The sequence below is a fragment of the Gordonia sp. 135 genome (assembly GCF_009720185.1).
Lineage (GTDB): Bacteria > Actinomycetota > Actinomycetes > Mycobacteriales > Mycobacteriaceae > Gordonia > Gordonia alkanivorans.
Genome location: NZ_CP046257.1, coordinates 2,341,461 through 2,358,859, shown reverse-complemented (window position 1 = coordinate 2,358,859; position 17,399 = coordinate 2,341,461). Strand labels below are relative to the sequence as shown.

Genomic DNA, 17,399 nt, shown 5'->3' with positions numbered 1-17,399 from the left:
GCAAGATCGGTCGGGTCGGGAAGGCCTTAGGCGTTCCATACTCGATGGGTGAGCCCAACCCCCAACGACCGTGATCGTCTGCGCGAGTTGCTCGACGCCGTGCTGGCCGACGAGCACTCGAACCTCGACGAGATGGCGACCGGCGCATTCTCGTCGCCGTTCCACTTCTCCCGGCAGGTGAGCCGAGGTGCGGGCGAGTCGCCGGTCGCGCTTCGTCGGCGCGTGTTCCTGGAGCGAGCGGCATGGTTGCTGCAGCACGGCAAGACGGTCACCGAGGTGGCCTTCGACTCGGGCTACGAGTCCGTCGACGGGTTCGCCCGGGCCTTCACACGCGCCTTCGGGCACAGTCCCGGACGAGCGGCGTCGACCGCCGCACCGGCCGAGCACAGCCACTGGCTGCCGGCGCCCAACGGCATCCACTTCCATTCGCCCACTGTGCTCTACGTCGACAGCGGCACTCCCACCACGGAGAGCGCCGGCGACGTCCTGATGCTCATGGTGCGACACGACCTCGACGACGTCGAGGTCCTGCTGGACGCCGCCAAGGGGGTCGACGACGACGAGTGGACCCGGCGACGACTTCCCGGTCACGAACCGCTGCACTGGAACGGCCCGGAAGAGTCGCTCGCGCAGGTGATGTCACATCTCGTCGCCGACAAGCAGCCCTGGCTGGCGACCATCGAGGGCGCCGACATGCCGCCCGATCCGCCGTCGGATCTGTGCGCACTCGTCGAACTCCACCGCGAACTGACACCGAGGTGGCTGGCGCTGATCCGCGACATCGACCGGCGCAGCGCCTGGCAGGACCGCGTCATCGACGCACTGTGTGATCCGCCCGAATCGTTTCTGCTCTCCCAGATCGTCGCGCATGTACTGACCTTCTCCGCTCATCGTCGCCAACTCGCGCGGTGGATGCTGCGCGACGCCGGCGTCGATGTCGGAGTCGCGGCCCTCGACCCCGATCCGATCATGTGGCACCGCAAACACTCCGGAGGTTTCTAGATGGCGTTCCGCTACTACACCGCGACCACTCTCGACGGTTATCTCGCCGACGACCACGACAGCCTCGACTGGCTGCTGACCCAGCCGCTCGATGAGGGCGGTCCGATGAACTACGACGACTTCTACGCCGGGGTCGGCGCCGCGGTCATGGGATACACCACCTACCAGTGGCTCCTCGACAACGAACTCGCCGACGGCAAACCGTGGCCGTACGAGATCCCGTCCTTCGTGTTCACCCATCGCACGATCACTCCGGTGGCCGACTCCATCACCGTCCTCGACGGGGACCCCGCCGACCACCGCGACCGGCTGACGGAAGCAGCAGGCGGCAAGGACGTGTGGGTCGTCGGCGGAGGTGATCTCGCCGCGCAGTTCGCCGAGGCCGGGATGCTCGACGACATGATCGTCTCGATCGCGCCGGTCACCCTCGGGGCCGGACGCCCCCTCTTTCCGCGACGCTACGATCTCGAACTACAGGATTTCGCCCGCAACGGCGCATTCCTCTGCGCGCGTTACTCACTCATCGGAGCACGGACTCGGCTCGGCGAGGTCTGAGGCACTACGCGCAGTTCCGGACACTCAGCCCTCGCCCACCGACTTGCGCAACACGTCGGACACCTCACCGCGAGCCCACTTGGGCAGGATGAAGATCCCCTCCGCTTCGGCGCTGACCTTGCCGTTGCTCGAGATCGTGCCGGTGACAAAGGTTTTCACACCTTCGACGCGGTCGACCCGCGCCTCGCCACGGATCTTGCCGAGCGGCGTCGCACTCCGGTAGCGGACGCTGAGGGTGCCGGTCATTCCCGGGACGCCCTGGAACTCGGCGGTCGAGCCGAGGAGCTGGTCGAGGATCAGGGCCAGGACACCACCGTGGACGAGCCCGGCCGGGCCCTCGTAGGCGGCCCCGAGTTCGACCTCGGTCCAACTGAACTCGGACTCGTGGTGCAGCTCGACGGGCGGTGCGATCGGATTGCGCCGCCCCAGAATGGCATTGCCCCACGAGCGCTTGGTGCCGTCGGAGTTGAACCGGATGCCGTAGGCGCCGGGCAGCTGGTCCCTGCGGAGGATCTCGGTGGCGGCCTCGATGAGCCGGCGCGCCTCGGCGATGTCGGCCTCCCCGACCTCGGTGCGCACGGTCGCGTCGATCAGTTCGCGCACGCTCCCGGCGATCGACGACGCGAGCTCGGAACGATGCGCGAGCTCCTCGGGGTCGATGTCCTCCTGGATGTATCCGCTCATGGGTTTCATCTAACAGGGCGGCTCCGGCAGTCCGCCCATCGGACGTCCTGACTGCCGAGTAAGCTCCCTCGCATGACAGCGCAAGCCTGGAATGAACGCGACTGGACCGCGTTCGACGTCACCGTTGCCGACCACATCGCGGAGGTCGTGCTCACCGGCCCCGGCAAGGGCAATGCGATGGGCCCCGACTTCTGGCGCGAGCTCCCCGAGATCTTCGGCCACATCGACACCGATCCCGAGGTGCGCGCCGTCGTGCTGACCGGCGCCGGCAAACACTTCTCCTTCGGACTCGACCTCGTCGCGATGGCCGGCACCCTGGCCAACGTCCTGGCCGACAACGCCAAGGCCGCCGCGCGCACCGAGTTCCTGGAGTCGCTGCGCAAGCTGCAGGCCGGGATCACCGCGGTCGCGGACTGCCGCAAGCCGGTCGTCGCCGCGGTCTCGGGCTGGTGCATCGGCGGCGGCGTCGACCTGATCTGTGCCGCCGACGTCCGCTACGCGAGCGCCGATGCCAAGTTCAGCATCCGTGAGGTCAAGGTCGGCATGGTCGCCGACGTGGGCACTCTCGCCCGACTGCCCTACATCATCGGCGACGGCCACATGCGTGAACTGGCGCTGACGGGCAAGGACATCGACGCCGCGCGCGCGGAGAAGATCGGGCTGGTCAACGACGTCGCCGACGATCAGGACGCCGTGCTCGCGCTCGCCCGCGCGACCGCCCGCGAGATCGCCGACAACCCGCCGCTCGTCGTCCACGGCATCAAGGACGTCCTCGACCATTCCCGCAGCGCCGCCGTGCACGACAGCCTGCGCTACGTCGCGGCCTGGAACTCGGCATTCCTCCCCAGCGAGGACCTCTCCGAGGCAATCACCGCCGTCTTCGAGAAGCGCAAGCCGGAATTCAAGGGGCGCTGACCTCACAACTGGCTGCGGTGGACCTCCGCGGCCAGCGGGTGCGACTCGGCCAGCCCGGCCAGCAGCCGCACGCCGTCGAGGGGTTGCCCGTGCGGCGCCCCGATGTCAACACCGGGCGCAGCCTCGCCGATCACGACGACGAAGCGCCCGCGGAGTCGGTGGTTGGCCGTCATCACCGTGCCCATCCAGCTGATCCGCGCCTTCTCGCCGGGTCGGTGACCATTGCGTTCCAGCGCGGTGAGCGCCGACCCGGCGAGTTCGTCCGCGGCGTCGTCGATGATCTGTTGCGCGACCACGTCGCCATCCCGGGCGGCCGCGTCGACCGCGCGGGCGAATCCGGCCACCCGCGCCACGCGGTCCGGATCACCCTGGACGACCATGTACAGCTCGTCGAGCGGACCGAACATCTCGGCGGCCCGATCCCGTAGGACCGTCGCGCTCCCCCGTCCGTCGAAAGCACGCAGCGCGGCATCGATCCCGGCTCGTCCGATCCAATAGGCGCTGCCCGCGTCACCGAACAGATGGCCCCAGCCGTCCACCCGGTGGACCCCGGCGGGTCCGACGCCGAGTGTCACGACGCCGGTACCGACCGCGGTGACCACGCCGAACCCGTCCCGGTTCGCGGCCAGGTACGCGGTGACCGAATCGTGTGCCAGCGCAACCGACGTCACCCCGAGGTCGGCGACCGCGGCGAGCAACGCCGACGGGCGCGCAGCCTCAGGTGTGAGTCCGGAGACCCCGGCGGCCAACGACCACGTGGCCTCCGGTATCCCGGCGTCGTGGACGGCCTGCGCGATCTGTTCCACCACCGGCCGGTCCGTGCGGATCGCTCCGAGCTCGCAGTCGTCGGTACCGGCCGGCGTCTCGACACGCAGACGCGTTCCCGTCTGCCCGCCGTCGATGAGGATGTGTCCCGTCGTGTGGCCGCCCATGATGTGCACGCTATCCGGCACCGTGCCGACGCGGCGACGATGTCATGTCACACTGGGCGGATGAAGGTGCGGCGCAGCCTCGCGATCAAGATCGGGTCGATCCCCTGGATGCCTCGTTTTCTCCCACAGATCGTGGTGGGCGACAACGCCATTCAGACCGTCACCGGTCAACGGATGACCCTGCTCGACATCGCCGATCTCCCGAACATCACCATCCGGGTGGCGGGTCGCAAGACCGGTGCCATCCGGACCACCCAACTCCTCGCAGTTCCCGACGGCGACGACTGGCTGATCGCCGGCTCCTACTTCGGTGGACCCAAAATGCCTGCGTGGGTGTACAACATACGGGCCGCCGACACCATCGAGATCGTCGTCGCCGGAGTGGTGTCCGTCGCGGTCCCGACCGAACTCGAGGGAGCCGACCGTGATGCGGCGTGGCAGAAGCTGCGTACCGTGTGGCCCAACTTCGACCTGTACGAGAAGCGCACCGACCGCCGGATCCCGGTCTTCCGGCTCCGCCCCGCACCGCCCGCCGGGTAGCCGCACCGAGTCGAGGTCAGGACACCGGCTCGGCGGTGAACGACGGTGTGTCGGCGGTGAGATCGACCTCCCCGACCAGGTACTGGATGTCGGTCGTCTCGACGCGGGGCCCGTCCCGGTCGTAGTCCGGGGTGTAGGCCACCCGCCATTCGACCGCACCCGCGACGTCGACCGTGCCGAGGTCCTTCTCGCTCGGCGTCGCATCGTTGCTCGCATCGGGGCGTCGGAGCAGGTACCGCAGACCAGACAGGTCACGAGGGGCGGTCCAGCGCACACTGCCGGCCGCCGCCGACCGGAACAGTCGCTGCGTACAACCGGGCATGTCGGTTCCGGCGTCGGCACGGGTCGACGCCGCGCAACGGGTGAGCTGTGCCGTGACGGCGTCGCTGACCGCCGACACCCCGGTGGGGCTGAGCTCGGCCACCACCATGACCGTCATCGGTGCATGGGGACCGGTCGGCGGGTCGTCCGTCGGCCGCCCGACGAAATCGATGTCCCGGGAACCCCATCGCTGCGGACCCGGGAAGAGGTGGACCGTGTCCCCGGCCTTCACTTGGGCTCCGAACAGCGTCGGCCCGGGCACCAACAGGGACTCGATGCGCACCTTCACCGCGCCGTCGACGACCGCCCAGCCGTCCCCGGCCCGCGTCACCCTGATGGACGTGTCGACCTCACGTGACCCCAGCCGATACCGCGCCCGGACAGTCCGCGCGGACTCCCCCGGATCGTCGACCTCGATGTCGGAGATCGGCGCCTCGGCACGCTGCTGGCGCAACACACCGTCGGTGAGGAACCGGGCGTCCGGACGCGGGGCGACGACGGCGAGGGCCGCCGAGGCATCGGCGCCGGAGAGCGCGGTGAGATAGGTCCGGACGGCGTCGGCGGGCGTGCGGGCCCGCTCGTCCTGGCGGGACAGTCCCACGAGGAGAGCGGACACCAGCACGACCGCCAGGACCAGAGCCCCGACGCCGATGGTGATCGTCCACCCGCGACGGGTCATTCCGGGCAACCTGCCCGGGGCGGCGCGAACCCGATCAGGAATCCGATCCGGCCGCGAACGACTCGGTGAGGCTGCCCGCGAGCAGCTTCGCGAACTCCGCGGGGTCCTCGAGCTCGCCGCCCTCGGCGATCACGGCCATGCCGTAGACGAGTTTCGCGGTCGGCACCAGCTTCTCGTGGTCGCCGTTCGCATACGCCTTGTTCAGCGCCTCGACCAACGGGTGCTCGGGGTTCAGTTCGAGCGCCCGCTTGGACTTCGGGAACTGCTGTCCCGAGGCCCGGTACAGCTTCTCCAGCTGGGGTGACATCGAGAACGTGTCACCCACGAGGCAGGCCGGGGACTCGGTCAGACGCGACGACAGCCGGGTCTCGCTGACGTCGTCGGACAGCGTGGTGGTCAGCCACGACAGCAGGTCGGCGTAGGCCTTCTCCCGCTCGTCCTTGGACGTGTCGTCGGAGTCCTCGTCGTCGGCGTCGAGATCGACCGCACCCTTGGCGATCGACTGGAACGACTTGCCGTCGAACTCGGCACCGGCCGAGACCCACATCTCGTCGACCGGGTCGGACAGGACGAGGACCTCGATCCCCTTGGCGCGGAACGCCTCCATGTGCGGGGAGTTGACTATCTGCTGCCGGGACTCGCCGGTCATGTAGTAGATCGTGTCCTGACCGCTCTTCATCCGGGCGATGTAGTCGGCCAGCGTCGTGAGCTCCTCCTCCGAGTGGGTGCTCGCGAAGGACGACGCCTTGAGCAGCGCGTCGCGGTTGTCCGGGTCGTTGACGAGGCCTTCCTTGAAGACGCGACCGAAACCGTCCCAGAAGGTGCGGTAGTCGTCGGGCCGGCTGTCGCGCATCTCGGTGACGGTCGAGATGACCTTCTTGGTGAGGCGACGACGGATCGCGCGGATCTGCCGGTCCTGCTGCAGGATCTCGCGGGACACGTTGAGCGAGAGGTCCGCGGCGTCGACGACACCCTTGACGAAGCGCAGGTACTCCGGCATCAGCTCGGCGCAGTCGTCCATGATGAACACGCGCTTGACGTAGAGGTGGATGCCGACCTTGCTGTCGCGCATGAACAGGTCGAACGGCGGCTGAGTCGGGATGAACAACAGCGCCTGGTACTCGAAGGTGCCCTCGGCCTGCAGGGTTATGGTCTCCAGCGGCGCATCCCAGGCGTGGGACACATGCCGGTAGAACTCGTGGTACTCCTCCTCGGAGACCTCCGACCGCGACTTGGCCCAGAGGGCCTTCATCGAGTTGATGGTCTCGGCCTCGATGACCGTCTTGGTCTCGGGAGCCTTGTCGTCCTCGGCGGACTCCGATTCGGACTCGGGCTTCTCGACGGGCACCGTCTTCTCGACGTCCATGCGGATCGGCCACGCGATGAAGTCCGAGTAGCGCTTGACCAGCTGACGGAGCTTGGACTTGTCGGCGTAGTCGTACAGGTGGTCCTCGGTGTCGGCCGGCTTCAGTGCCAGGGTGACGGAGGTGCCCTGCGGGGCGTCCGGTACGTCGTCGATCGTGTAGGTGCCATCGCCGGTCGACTCCCAGCGGGTTCCGGTGGTCTCGCCGGCCTTGCGCGTCACCAGGGTGACCTTCTCGGCGACCATGAACGTCGAGTAGAAGCCGATGCCGAACTGTCCGATCAGTTCCTCGGCGGCGGCGTCCGAGACACCCTTCTCGCGTGCCTCGGCCAGCGAGCGGCGCAGCTCCGCGGTGCCCGAGCGGGCGAGCGTGCCGATCAGTCCGACGACCTCGTCGCGGGTCATGCCGATGCCGTTGTCGGCGACGACCAGGGTGCGCTTCTCCGCATCCGGGACGAGCGTGATGTGCAGGTCGGAGGTGTCGACGTCGAGGTCCTTGTCGAGCAACGACTCCAGGCGCAGCTTGTCGAGCGCATCGGATGCGTTCGAGATCAGCTCACGCAGGAAACTGTCCTTGTTGGAGTAGATCGAGTGGACCATGAGATCCAGCAGCTGCCGGGTCTCCGCCTGGAACTCATGAACTTCGGGCTGAGCGCTCATCGCAAACCTCCATGTTCTGTTCTCGTGTGTTCGGTAGTCACGTGTTCAGTTGTGGACGTGGCGTTTCGGTGCTGGGTCCGGTGTCGGACGCGGGTCCGGGCGCGACACGTCGTGACGGACACCGACTTTACCGAGCGCCGGTGTGGCTACCCTGGGTCGGGGACCGACTACCCCGGTTGCGGATGGTGCCCGAGTGAGCGCCGTCCGCGGGGAACGATCAGGAAGCCAGGTGGATGGGTACGCCTCGACTGCTGCTGGTGCATGCACACCCCGACGACGAGTCGCTGTGGACCGGCGGACTCACCGCCCGTCACGTCGACGCCGGCGGCGAGGCCGACCTGGTCATGTGCACCTGGGCCGAGGGCACGGTCCGGCACCGGGAGCTGACCGACGCCGTCGGCATCCTCGGCATGCCCCGCCCACCGATCATGCTCGGCTACGCCGACGACCGGCGGCCCGAATCGGCACCGGACGCCCCCCGGCTGTGCGCGGCGTCCTTCGACGAACAGGTCCGGGCGTTGACCGCCCACATCCGCGAGCTCCAGCCGGACATCGTCGTCACCTACGACGCCCTCGGCATCTACGGTCACCCCGACCACGTTCACGCCCACCGGCTGGCGTGCGCCGCCGCCGACGCCGCGGCCTCGACGAAGCTCTACCACCGGGCCGGGCCCGCCTGGCGGGTCCGCTCGCTGTACTTCGCGACGATCCCCGAGTGGATGATGGACCTGCTCGCCCCCAGCCTCTTTCCCGAGATCCCCCGCGATCAGCTGCCCGGCACACCGGATTCCGAGATCGACGTGACCGTCGACGTGTCGGATCTGGCGGCACGGAAGAAGGCGGGGGTCACCGCACACCGGTCGGAGGTCGACCGCAGCCGCGCGATCGCCGGATTCCTGTCGTTGCCCGACGACGTCCAGCACAAGCTGCTGAGCGTCGAGTGCTACCAGCGCCGCGACCTGGTGCCGGGTGGGTGTGAGCTGATCTGAGGGTCAGATCGCGCTGAGCGTCGACCGCAACCCGCTGGCCCGCTGCACGCGTCGGTTGACGGCCGCGGTGAGCACGTCGGCGGTGCCGACGATGCGCACCCGGCTCCGCGCGCGGGTGATCGCGGTGTAGAGGAGCTCGCGGGTCAGCAGTTCCGAGCCGGCCGGCGGCAGGACGACGGTCACCTGATCGAACTGGCTGCCCTGACTGCGGTGGATCGTCATCGCGTGGACCGACACCACGTCGGCGAGCTGGGTCGGGTGAAGCAACCGGACCTCACCGCCGCGCCGGAACGCCACCCGGACCGCATCCGACGAGTCGGGACGATTCGCGCGCTGCGGCTCCGTGTCCGGGCCGGCGATGACGACACCGGTGTCACCGTTGAAGGTCGAGGTCTGGCGATCGTTCGCCGTCACCAGGATGGGTTGTCCCACATACCAACCCATGTGTTCGGCCTCGGTTGTGCCCAGCCAGTCGGTGATCCGCGTCGTCCATCCGCGAACGCCCCACGAGCCCTCGCGGTGCGCACACAGGACCCGGTGAGAGTCGAGGGCGTCCAGGGCTCCCGCCGCGTCGCCCCGGCGAGCCGCGGTGCGCAGGCCACGGCCCCACGACAGGATGTCGCCGGCCACCCCGTCGAGGTCGTCGGGGGCGACCAGTTCGACGTCGCCGATCTCCGGTGAGGTGACCAGTTCCAGGACCGCATCGGGATCGCCGGCGTTGACGGCGGCCGCGACCTGCGAGATGCCGCCACCGAACCGGAACTGCCGCCGGAGGGTGATGACGCCGTCGGCCATGCGTGCCACGTCGTCGGGATCGAGATCCTCGGCGGCGGGATCGAGGCCCACGGCGTCGAACGCCTGCGTCGGTGTCGTCGGCGACCCGTCTGTTTCGGCGGTTGCCGGGACGTCGGTTCGTTCGACGAGATCGGCCAGTACGGCGCCCGCCTCCACCGAGGCCAACTGGTGCGGATCGCCGACGAACACGACCCGTGCGTCGGGACGAACCGCGTCGAGCAGCCGGCTCATGGCCGTCATCGACAGCATCGACGTCTCGTCGACGACGATGACGTCGTGCGGCAGGGTGCGCCCGCGTCCGTACCGGGGATTCGAACCGGGGCGCCAGCCGAGCAGAGAGTGCAGGGTGACCGCGTGGGCGGTGACCGGGAGGGTGGATTCGGCCTCGACGGAGGCCTGGAGCTGTGCAGCGGCTCGCCCGGTGGGTGCGCAGAGTCCGATGCGGAGGCCGGGTCCCTGGAGACGGTCGAGGACGGCGAGGATACGGGCGACGGTGTAGGTCTTGCCCGTTCCCGGACCACCGGCGAGGACCGTCGTCCAGCGGGTCGCCGCGACCGCGGCGGCAAGCTTCTGGAGGGCGCCGTCGTCGGGCGAGGAGTAGACCGCCGCGATGGCCTCGCGGAGTGCCGCCGTGTCCACGGAGGGTGCGGTCCGAGACCGCCGGTCGAGGATCTCCCGAATCGTCTGTTCCTGCCGGAAGTACTTCTGCAGGTAGACGAGCGGGCCGTCGACCGAGTCGCGAACCACCAGCGGGCACAACGGTCCGGCGTCGCTCCCGGCGACGAGCGGACTCGCCGCCAACGCGTCGAGAAGGTCGCCGGGCGAGGGCATCTCGATCTCCGCGGTGTCCTCCCCCGCCGCCAGCTCCCCGATCCGGTCGAGGGCGAGGCAGGTGGAGCCGAGGCGGACGGCGCGAACGGCGAGAGCCGCACCGAGACGGGCGTCGTCGGACACGGATTCGCCACACATCCGGACCAAGCGGTCGGTGATGTGCAGATCCGCAGCGGCGAGAAGGCCCGCGGCGTTCCAGTCGGCGAGCGTGCCCGTCGCCGAGTCGACACGCTGGACATCGGGTGTGCTCATCGGATCTTCCCTCCGGTACCGGCGCTCGACTCCGCACCGGCCAGTGCGTCGGACAGGTCGACGACGAGCCCGGCGGGCAGCATCCACTCGAAGACACCGCAGCCGGGCGGGGTGTCGGGCCCGGCCATGCCGCGCACGAAGTGGTACTGCACCGGTCCGAGATGCCGGGCCGGCTCGTAGTCCGGCACCCGCCAGCGCAGATACCGATGCAGCGCAACCGAATACAGCATGGCCTGGAGCGGATAGTGGGCAGCGATCATCTCGCCCGCCATGGCCTCGGCGTCGAAGTCCTCCACCACCAGGTCACCCGGTCGGATGCGGTTGGTCTTGTAGTCGACGATCACGTAGCGGCCGTCGGGGATCCTCAGCACCGAGTCGATACTGCCGGTGAGGAATCCGCGGAGGCGGCGGCCCGGCACCGCACGCAGGTGGTCGGCGTAAGCGCGCAACGGGTCCGACTCCGGCAGATGCTCTTCCATCAGGTCGGCGAGACGGTCCAGGGTCGTGCCGCCGTCGGATGCCGCCTCGCCCGCAGGGCCGAGCGGCAGTTCGAAATCGAGTTCGGCCAGGCGATCACGAGGGTCGATGCTCCAGAGATTCCCGAAACCGAGGGGCGTGGTGAGCACACCGATCAGGGCGGCGACGAGCCGGTCGGGGTCGATGTCGCCGGCGAGCGCGCCGAGTGCTCGCGAACAGAGCTCGCGGACATGGGCGTCGATCTCGGGCGCCGAGGTGTCGACGTATTCGAGAACCTCGTGGACGAGGGTTCCGAAGGCCGCACCGAACGGCAGACCGTTCATCAGCGATGGCATCCCGTGACGCATTGTGGCCGAATCGGTTTCAACATCCTCGGCGACGTCGCCGGGAAGTGCGACGGGTTCGTCGTCGAGGATGTCGGTCACCTCGTCGTCGGGTTCGCTGCCGGTCTCGACGACCGAGGTCGACGGCCCACCGGGTGAACCGTGCGCCCCGTGGGCGACATCGGCGGTGAGGGCCGAGTACGAGGTGCGACGCCAGTCCTGGTCGATCCGACGGTCGAAGTGCGCGATGTCCAGGGCGGCGGGGTTGTCTCCGTCGCCTGCGGCCGGAGGCACGGTGTCCGTGTCGAGTCGGCCGGCCGGTTCGACGGAGATCGACGGGTCCCGCTCGGCGAGGGTGCGCATGATGCCCACACAGTCGGCATCGGCCTCGGGGATCGGCACCTCTCCGGCGACCGTCCATTCCGGGTCCCCCGTCGAGGACCGAATGGCGTTCTCGCGACCGAAGATCAACCGATGCAGCGGTCCGGTCGTGGTGTTCCGCGATGGCGCCCACCAGGCCACGACCTGTGACTGGGCGCGGGTGAGCGCGACGTAGAGCAGACGCAGATCCTCGCCCGCGACCTCGTCGGCGTAGCGACGGCGTCGCGCGGCCCGGTCCGGTGCCTGCTGGCCGCCCACGTCGAGCCGACGGGTTCCCGATTCGTCGTGGTAGGTGATGTTGCCGCGGTCGTTGACCCAGGTGCCGTCCCACCCGTAGGGCACGTAGACGATCGGGAACTGCAACCCCTTGCTCGCGTGGACGGTCATGATCTGGACGGCCTGGGTGTCGCGGTCGAGGCGTCGGCTCTGGTCCTCGTAACGTTGCCGCGACGAGGTGTCGGTGATCCGTTCGGTCAGCCACTCGACGAGTGCGCTCAGCCCTTCACCGGTCTCGACGACGTGTTTGTTGCACAGCGCCGACACCTGGATGAGGTCGGTGAGGGTGCGTTCGCCGTTCTCGACCGTGAGAACGCGCGCCGCCACTTCGTGCGCGTCGAACAGGCGCTGGGCCATCGCGGCGAATCCGCCCTGCGCGAAAACCCGGGCGAGCATGGACAGTTCGGCACCGAGCGAGGCGACCTCCGGCTCGGCGGCGGTCGCCACCCGTGCGGTGGACCACCCGAAGAGGGCGGTCAGGGCGGCCATGCGCACCCGGTCCGGACGGGACGGTTGTTCGACGGCACGCAGCACCCACAGCCATTGCTGGGCAGCCGATGTCGAGAAGACGTTGACACCCGACCCGATCACCGAGTTGATGCCGCGTTCGGCGAGCTCCCGCTGCAGCGGTTCGATGGTGCTGTTGAGGCGCACGAGGACCGCGATGTCGCCGGGGTCGACCGGCCGGGACACACCGTTCAGGTCGATATGGTCGCCCACGGCCAGGACGTTGGCGATGTCGTCGGCGACGTCGGCGGCGATGCGTGACCGCACCTCCTTGACGCCCGGGAGGTTGAACGAGTTGAGGGCGCCGAAATCCCGGCGCAGGAACGCCCGGAGTCGGAACGGTGGACGGCCTTCGAGCCGGCTGCCGGCGAAGGCGGCCTGGACCGGGCGCGCCACGATGTCCGGATGCCCTAGTGTCGCTTCGCCGTACAGGTGCTGAAGGGCTCCCACGAGTGCACCGTCAGAGCGGCGGTTGACGTCGAGCGCTTTCAGCGTGTCGGCGGACGACACCGCGGCGAGGTAGCTGAGCACCTCGGCACCACGGAATCCGTAGATCGACTGCTTCGGGTCGCCGACGAGGATCATCCGACGATGGCCGTGGAAACAGCGGCGGAGGATGTCCCACTGCAGCGGATCGGTGTCCTGGAACTCGTCGACGAGCACCACGGAGAAGGTGTCGCGAATCCGTTGGCACGCACGGTCGCCGACCACGTCGTCGTTGACGATCCGGTGCAGGATCGCCTGGAGGTCGTCGTACGTGCGCACGCGGGCATCCCGCTTGCGGGTCTCGACGTGCTGCCGGACCGCCTTGGCGAAGCTCACCCGGCGCGCGGCGACATGGTCCGCGGCCGGCCCGTCGGCGAGTGCGCGCTCGTCCGGGGCGAGTGCCACCGACGCCTGGCGGACGGCGTCGCGCGCGATCTCCCGTGCCTCGGCGAAGCTGAACTCCGGTGAGTCACTGGCCCAGAAGCCGCGCAGGTAGAGGTCGAGCGCGACCTCCTCGGTGAGTTCATCGACTTCTTCGACGATGGAGTGGACGAGCTCTCGTTCGCCGAGGAAGCCCAGTGCCTCCAGCATCCGGTTGCAGAACGTGTGCGTGGTGGCGATCGTCGAGGCGTCGAAGTCGCTCAGTGCGCGGGCGAGGTTCCCGCGGCGCGTGCGGACCTCCTCCGGTGTGCCGCTCGCCAGCTGTCGCAGCAGTGCGTCGTCGTCGGCCTGCGCGGGCCCGGACAGGACCTCGGCGGGATCGGCGAGGACGTCGAGCAGTTCACGCACACGGGCGCGCATCCGTTCCCGGAGTTCGGCGGTCGCCGCCCGGCTGAAGGTGACGAGCAGCATCTCCGAGATCGGTACGCCGTCGGCGAGATACCGGGCCGCGAGCCCGACGATCGCATAGGTCTTCCCCGTCCCGGCACTCGCCTCCAGAACCGTCGTGTGCTCCGGCAGTCCGGCGGTGATGTCGAAGGGTTCCGGGCGTCTCATGTGCCCTCCCGGTGTTGGCCGACGGGAACCCAGACCGCGCGGGCCAGCCCGGTGAACAGCGGTTCGTCCTCTGCCAGAGCGAGTTCCACCCCGCCGAGGACGCGGTCGGCCGGTGCCGGCTCCTCGAGCAGGACGTCGAACTCGACGTCGGCCAGGACATCGCCGCCGAAGGCGAGCTTGAGGTACCGGTCGTGGCGAGGACCGAAGGTGTCGTCGAAGACCTTGCGCGCACTGTTCAGTGCCCAGTGGCTCCGTCGACCGGGCCCGTCGTTGTCGACGAAGGTGAACGCCGGTTCCAGCGGCAGCGGCAGCGGGCGGCGCAGACCCTCGTCCCGCAGCCTCACGAGCTGATCGAGCAGCGGTACCGGATCCTCCGGGCGCCGGAGCGTGAGCGTGGTGGTCCCGCCCCCTCGGGCTGCGCGACCGACCGACACCGCGGAACCGACCCGTGCCGCGCCGGCATTGCCCTGGGTCGCGGCCGCCGCGACGGCGAGCAACGTGATCCAGGCGCTCAGCTGCTGTTTGGCCTTGAGGCGCGAGTACGTGGCGCGGACGAGGCGGGCCTGTCCGTCGCCGGTGAAGACGTCGCCGACCGTACCGTGCACGCGTCGCCCGTCCGGCAGTGTGACGAGGATGTCGAGGGTCTCCGGCGATCCCGGACGCAGCGGTGCGACGACGCCGTGCAGCCGGGTGACCGCACGCGAGATGGCCTGCAGTTCGCGGGTGCCGAAGGCGAAGGGCGGCAACGTGCCCCGACGGAGTTCGGCGGCCTCACAGTCGCCGAGGGGCACACCCGACAGCATCCGGGTGAGGAAACGGTCGCCGATCCCCCACTTGTCGAGCGGGTCGAGCTCGACGTCGAGCTGGTCGTCGTGCGGTGTCTCGTCGTCGGGAATCCGGGCGCCCAGCCGTTGGCGGACGAAAGCGGTGATCGGGTCGACGTGGAAGTCGATGAGCGACGCGAGGTCGATGTCGGCGAGCTCGGGCGTCGGTTCGGGCGCGGGGAGGGCCTCCCGGGCGGCGGGAACGACCGGGTCGGCCGGTCCGCGCAGGGCCTTGGCCCCCGCGAGCAATGACGCGTCGTGGCTGAACGGTCCGGCGATGCCGGGGACGCCGCCGTCGATGAAGTTGCGGGCGTCGAAGCCGTGCAGGGAATGTCGCCGCACGATCGTCGGCCGGTCCGGGCCGGTGAGACCGTCGAGGATGTCGATCAGTTCGCTGACCACCACGGCGGGTGGGATGTGCCGGCCCGACACGGGGTCGGCACCGCTGTAGAAGACGAGCAGATTGTCCCGCGCCGCGCCGATCGCGTCGAGGAAGCATTGCCGGTCCTCGTCCCGCGGATTACGTTCCCCTACGAGCGGATCGACGCCGAGCACGTCGTCCCCGTCGATGCGCTGTACGCGCGGGAACACCTCGGCATCGATACCGAGCAGCACGATGACGCGGTGGGGCACCGAACGCATCGGGACCATCGTGCACACGGTGAGCTCACCGGTCCGGAAGTTCGACCGGGTGGGACGTCCCGCGATCAGGGCGGACAGCAGGTCGCGCACGTCGGCGAGACGAAGTACCTCCTCGGTGGTGCCGAAAGCGTCCTCGAGCATCCGGATGGCCTGTGCGCGTTGCCAGTCGTCGGCGGGTGCGGTCGCGGTGAGCGACCCGACCGCCTCGACGAGCGTCTCGGCCCACCGATGAGCGGGTGCGGTCGTGGTCAGCTCCGCGAGTACGCGCCCGAGGCGATCGAGGAACTCGTCGAGCCGGCCGACCAGGTCGATACCGGTGCTCTCCACACCCGCGAGAGGTAGTGCGGTGCCGAGCCATTCGTCGTCGGTCTCCTCGGCGACCACCCCGAGCGCGATGCGGTCGAGACCGGCGTCGAAGGTGCCCTGGCGGAAACGTTCGAGACCGAACCGGGCACGTTCGGCCGTGCCGAGTCCCCAGCGGACATTGCTGTGGCCCAACCATTCCCGGACCAGGTCCAGGTCGTCGTCGGTCATCGCGAACCGCGTCCGGACGGGTTCGGTCCCGAGCAGATCGAGGACGTCGCCCGCGGTGACCCGGCCGGCCGCGAGTTCGACCACGCCGACGACGGTGTCGATGACCGGGTTCACGTGACGCACACCGCGATCGGCGAGGCGAACCCGGAGATCGAAGGCGGGGTGCGGCAACCCGGCCTGTCCGAAGGCACCCCGGATCAACGGCGCGAAGGTCTCGACGTCGGGGCACATGATCAGGACGTCGCGGGGTTCGAGGGTCGGGTCGTCGGCGAAGAGGTGCAGCAACCGGTCGCGCAGCACCTCGATCTGCCGTTCGGGACCGTGGCACGCGTGGACCTCGACCGACCCGTCGTCGGTGAGTTCGGCAGACGGTGCCGCGCCGGGGTCGGCGTCGTCGCGGATACCCGACTGGAGAGCACCGAGCAACGTGTCGGGCAGCGGCGTGCTCGGCTGATGACGGACGTCGCGGTCGACGACGTCGCCCAGCCGCAGCTGGAGTTCCTGGAGGTCGCGGGACAGCCCGGCCAGCAACGGGTTCCGGAGTTCGGGAACCGGACGTTCGCGCCGGCGCGGCGGGACGCTCACGCCGACCGCTCCCCCGGCGGACTCTCCCCCGGCGGCGGCTCGGAGTTCTTCCCACAGACGGGGACTCGCGTGCGGGACGAACAGATGGACGTCGTGGTGCACGCTCACCGCGGAGATGATGTTCCGGAACGACTCGGTGATCCGCGTGGGGCCGAACACCGAGAAGCGGTCGGGAAGGTCGGCGACCCCGGGGTCGGACCGTAGACGGTCACACACCTCGCCCAGGACCTCGGCCGGATGGGGCTGTCCGATCTCGGCTCGCACCGCACGCCAGAACCCCGCCTGCCAGGCCAGGTCGTCCCGCAGCGGCCCACCCGCCCCGTCGAGATCGTCGCCCGCCGCCCAGCCGGCGATCATCGACGGACGGGATCGTCCGTATCGCTCGAAGAGCTCGGCCAGATGTCGCGCGGTCGCGTAACGGCGGCCGATCCGGGGTGACGCGTCGTCGCCCGCACCGACGTGACGGGCGATCACCGTCAGCTCGGGGTCATCGATCCGTTCATCGAGGACTCGGAGCACCGGCCAGGTCAATTCCGCAGCGCGCCAGGGATTCCCGGTCGACAACGGGGTGTCGGTCGCGAAGCGGTCACCGGTGAGGACCGCCGCCGAGATCGCGTCCGACAGCCGTCCCGGACCGGTGAAATCGATGTTGGCCGCGATGCCGTCGGACAGCTCGGGACCGGAACCGAGCCGGCGGGCGAGGTGCTGGGCGAGCCAGCGTTCGACACCGGCCGCCGGTACCGAGATGATCTCGGTACGCATCGGATCGTCGAGCGGCGTGGCCAGCACCTCGGCCAACGTGTCGGCCAGGGTGTCGGTGCGCTCGGCGCGATGAAGGATCAGCACCAGG

12 protein-coding genes are annotated in these 17,399 nt (G+C 69.4%); 5 read left to right on the top strand and 7 right to left on the bottom strand.

Translation table 11 applies throughout. The features are described 5' to 3' along the window. Nucleotides 1-48 precede the first annotated feature (48 nt). Both GKZ92_RS10580 and GKZ92_RS10575 read left to right on the top strand, forming a co-directional pair. Nucleotides 49-1,002 carry a helix-turn-helix domain-containing protein gene (locus tag GKZ92_RS10580; RefSeq protein WP_042375727.1) on the top strand — a complete coding sequence of 318 codons (954 nt, stop codon included), beginning with the start codon at nucleotides 49-51 and terminating at the stop codon, nucleotides 1,000-1,002. Beyond that, nucleotides 1,003-1,557, top strand: coding sequence for a dihydrofolate reductase family protein (locus tag GKZ92_RS10575; protein WP_035752296.1), 555 nt, complete (start codon nucleotides 1,003-1,005; stop codon nucleotides 1,555-1,557). A 24-nt stretch (nucleotides 1,558-1,581) separates the two neighbouring features. Here the strand turns inward: GKZ92_RS10575 and GKZ92_RS10570 are convergent, their stop codons facing one another. Then, nucleotides 1,582-2,241 carry a PaaI family thioesterase gene (locus GKZ92_RS10570; protein WP_035752541.1) on the bottom strand — a complete coding sequence of 220 codons (660 nt, stop codon included), beginning with the start codon at nucleotides 2,239-2,241 and terminating at the stop codon, nucleotides 1,582-1,584. Between the two features lie 72 nt (nucleotides 2,242-2,313). On the opposite strand from GKZ92_RS10570, the gene GKZ92_RS10565 reads away from it, so the two are divergent. Beyond that, a complete protein-coding gene (locus GKZ92_RS10565) occupies nucleotides 2,314-3,156 on the top strand; it encodes a crotonase/enoyl-CoA hydratase family protein (RefSeq protein ID WP_006360937.1) in 843 nt (280 codons plus the stop codon). Nucleotides 3,157-3,158: 2 nt separating this feature from the next. Here the strand turns inward: GKZ92_RS10565 and GKZ92_RS10560 are convergent, their stop codons facing one another. After that, nucleotides 3,159-4,088 (bottom strand): N-acetylglucosamine kinase, encoded by a 930-nt coding sequence (locus tag GKZ92_RS10560; RefSeq protein WP_006360936.1) that lies wholly within the window; start codon nucleotides 4,086-4,088, stop codon nucleotides 3,159-3,161. 60 nt (nucleotides 4,089-4,148) lie between these two features. Between GKZ92_RS10560 and GKZ92_RS10555 the strand changes: the two genes are divergently transcribed. Beyond that, nucleotides 4,149-4,628 (top strand): nitroreductase family deazaflavin-dependent oxidoreductase, encoded by a 480-nt coding sequence (locus GKZ92_RS10555; protein ID WP_005198266.1) that lies wholly within the window; start codon nucleotides 4,149-4,151, stop codon nucleotides 4,626-4,628. A 16-nt stretch (nucleotides 4,629-4,644) separates the two neighbouring features. Here the strand turns inward: GKZ92_RS10555 and GKZ92_RS10550 are convergent, their stop codons facing one another. Both GKZ92_RS10550 and htpG read right to left on the bottom strand, forming a co-directional pair. Beyond that, nucleotides 4,645-5,628: a hypothetical protein gene (locus GKZ92_RS10550; RefSeq protein ID WP_006360935.1), complete on the bottom strand. Its 984-nt coding sequence runs from the start codon at nucleotides 5,626-5,628 to the stop codon at nucleotides 4,645-4,647. A gap of 34 nt (nucleotides 5,629-5,662) precedes the next feature. Then, entirely contained in the window at nucleotides 5,663-7,651 is a 1,989-nt protein-coding gene (gene htpG / locus GKZ92_RS10545; RefSeq protein ID WP_006360933.1) for a molecular chaperone HtpG, read from the bottom strand. 233 nt (nucleotides 7,652-7,884) lie between these two features. Between htpG and GKZ92_RS10540 the strand changes: the two genes are divergently transcribed. Continuing rightward, nucleotides 7,885-8,640, top strand: coding sequence for a PIG-L family deacetylase (locus GKZ92_RS10540; RefSeq protein ID WP_006360932.1), 756 nt, complete (start codon nucleotides 7,885-7,887; stop codon nucleotides 8,638-8,640). Between the two features lie 3 nt (nucleotides 8,641-8,643). On the opposite strand, the gene recD is transcribed toward GKZ92_RS10540, so the two are convergent. Genes recD through recC form a run of 3 tightly spaced genes read right to left on the bottom strand, consistent with a single transcriptional unit; the run spans nucleotide 8,644 to nucleotide 17,395 of the window. Beyond that, complete coding sequence (gene recD / locus GKZ92_RS10535) at nucleotides 8,644-10,518, bottom strand: exodeoxyribonuclease V subunit alpha (RefSeq protein ID WP_006360931.1); 1,875 nt, start codon at nucleotides 10,516-10,518, stop codon at nucleotides 8,644-8,646. Further along, nucleotides 10,515-13,964 carry a UvrD-helicase domain-containing protein gene (locus GKZ92_RS10530; protein ID WP_006360930.1) on the bottom strand — a complete coding sequence of 1,150 codons (3,450 nt, stop codon included), beginning with the start codon at nucleotides 13,962-13,964 and terminating at the stop codon, nucleotides 10,515-10,517. The genes recD and GKZ92_RS10530 overlap by 4 nt, the downstream gene beginning before the upstream one ends. Then, entirely contained in the window at nucleotides 13,961-17,395 is a 3,435-nt protein-coding gene (gene recC / locus GKZ92_RS10525) for an exodeoxyribonuclease V subunit gamma (protein ID WP_155225236.1), read from the bottom strand. Before recC ends, GKZ92_RS10530 begins: the two co-directional genes overlap by 4 nt. Nucleotides 17,396-17,399 lie beyond the last annotated feature (4 nt).

Excerpts from the sequence above, each read along its gene's own strand:
- GKZ92_RS10575 (WP_035752296.1), top strand. The coding sequence starts at position 1,003 with ATGGCGTTCCGCTACTACACCGCGACCACTCTCGACGGTTATCTCGCC.
- GKZ92_RS10570 (WP_035752541.1), bottom strand. The coding sequence starts at position 2,241 with ATGAGCGGATACATCCAGGAGGACATCGACCCCGAGGAGCTCGCGCAT.
- GKZ92_RS10565 (WP_006360937.1), top strand. The coding sequence starts at position 2,314 with ATGACAGCGCAAGCCTGGAATGAACGCGACTGGACCGCGTTCGACGTC.
- GKZ92_RS10560 (WP_006360936.1), bottom strand. The coding sequence starts at position 4,088 with ATGGGCGGCCACACGACGGGACACATCCTCATCGACGGCGGGCAGACG.
- GKZ92_RS10555 (WP_005198266.1), top strand. The coding sequence starts at position 4,149 with ATGAAGGTGCGGCGCAGCCTCGCGATCAAGATCGGGTCGATCCCCTGG.
- GKZ92_RS10550 (WP_006360935.1), bottom strand. The coding sequence starts at position 5,628 with ATGACCCGTCGCGGGTGGACGATCACCATCGGCGTCGGGGCTCTGGTC.
- htpG (WP_006360933.1), bottom strand. The coding sequence starts at position 7,651 with ATGAGCGCTCAGCCCGAAGTTCATGAGTTCCAGGCGGAGACCCGGCAG.
- GKZ92_RS10540 (WP_006360932.1), top strand. The coding sequence starts at position 7,885 with ATGGGTACGCCTCGACTGCTGCTGGTGCATGCACACCCCGACGACGAG.
- recD (WP_006360931.1), bottom strand. The coding sequence starts at position 10,518 with ATGAGCACACCCGATGTCCAGCGTGTCGACTCGGCGACGGGCACGCTC.
- GKZ92_RS10530 (WP_006360930.1), bottom strand. The coding sequence starts at position 13,964 with ATGAGACGCCCGGAACCCTTCGACATCACCGCCGGACTGCCGGAGCAC.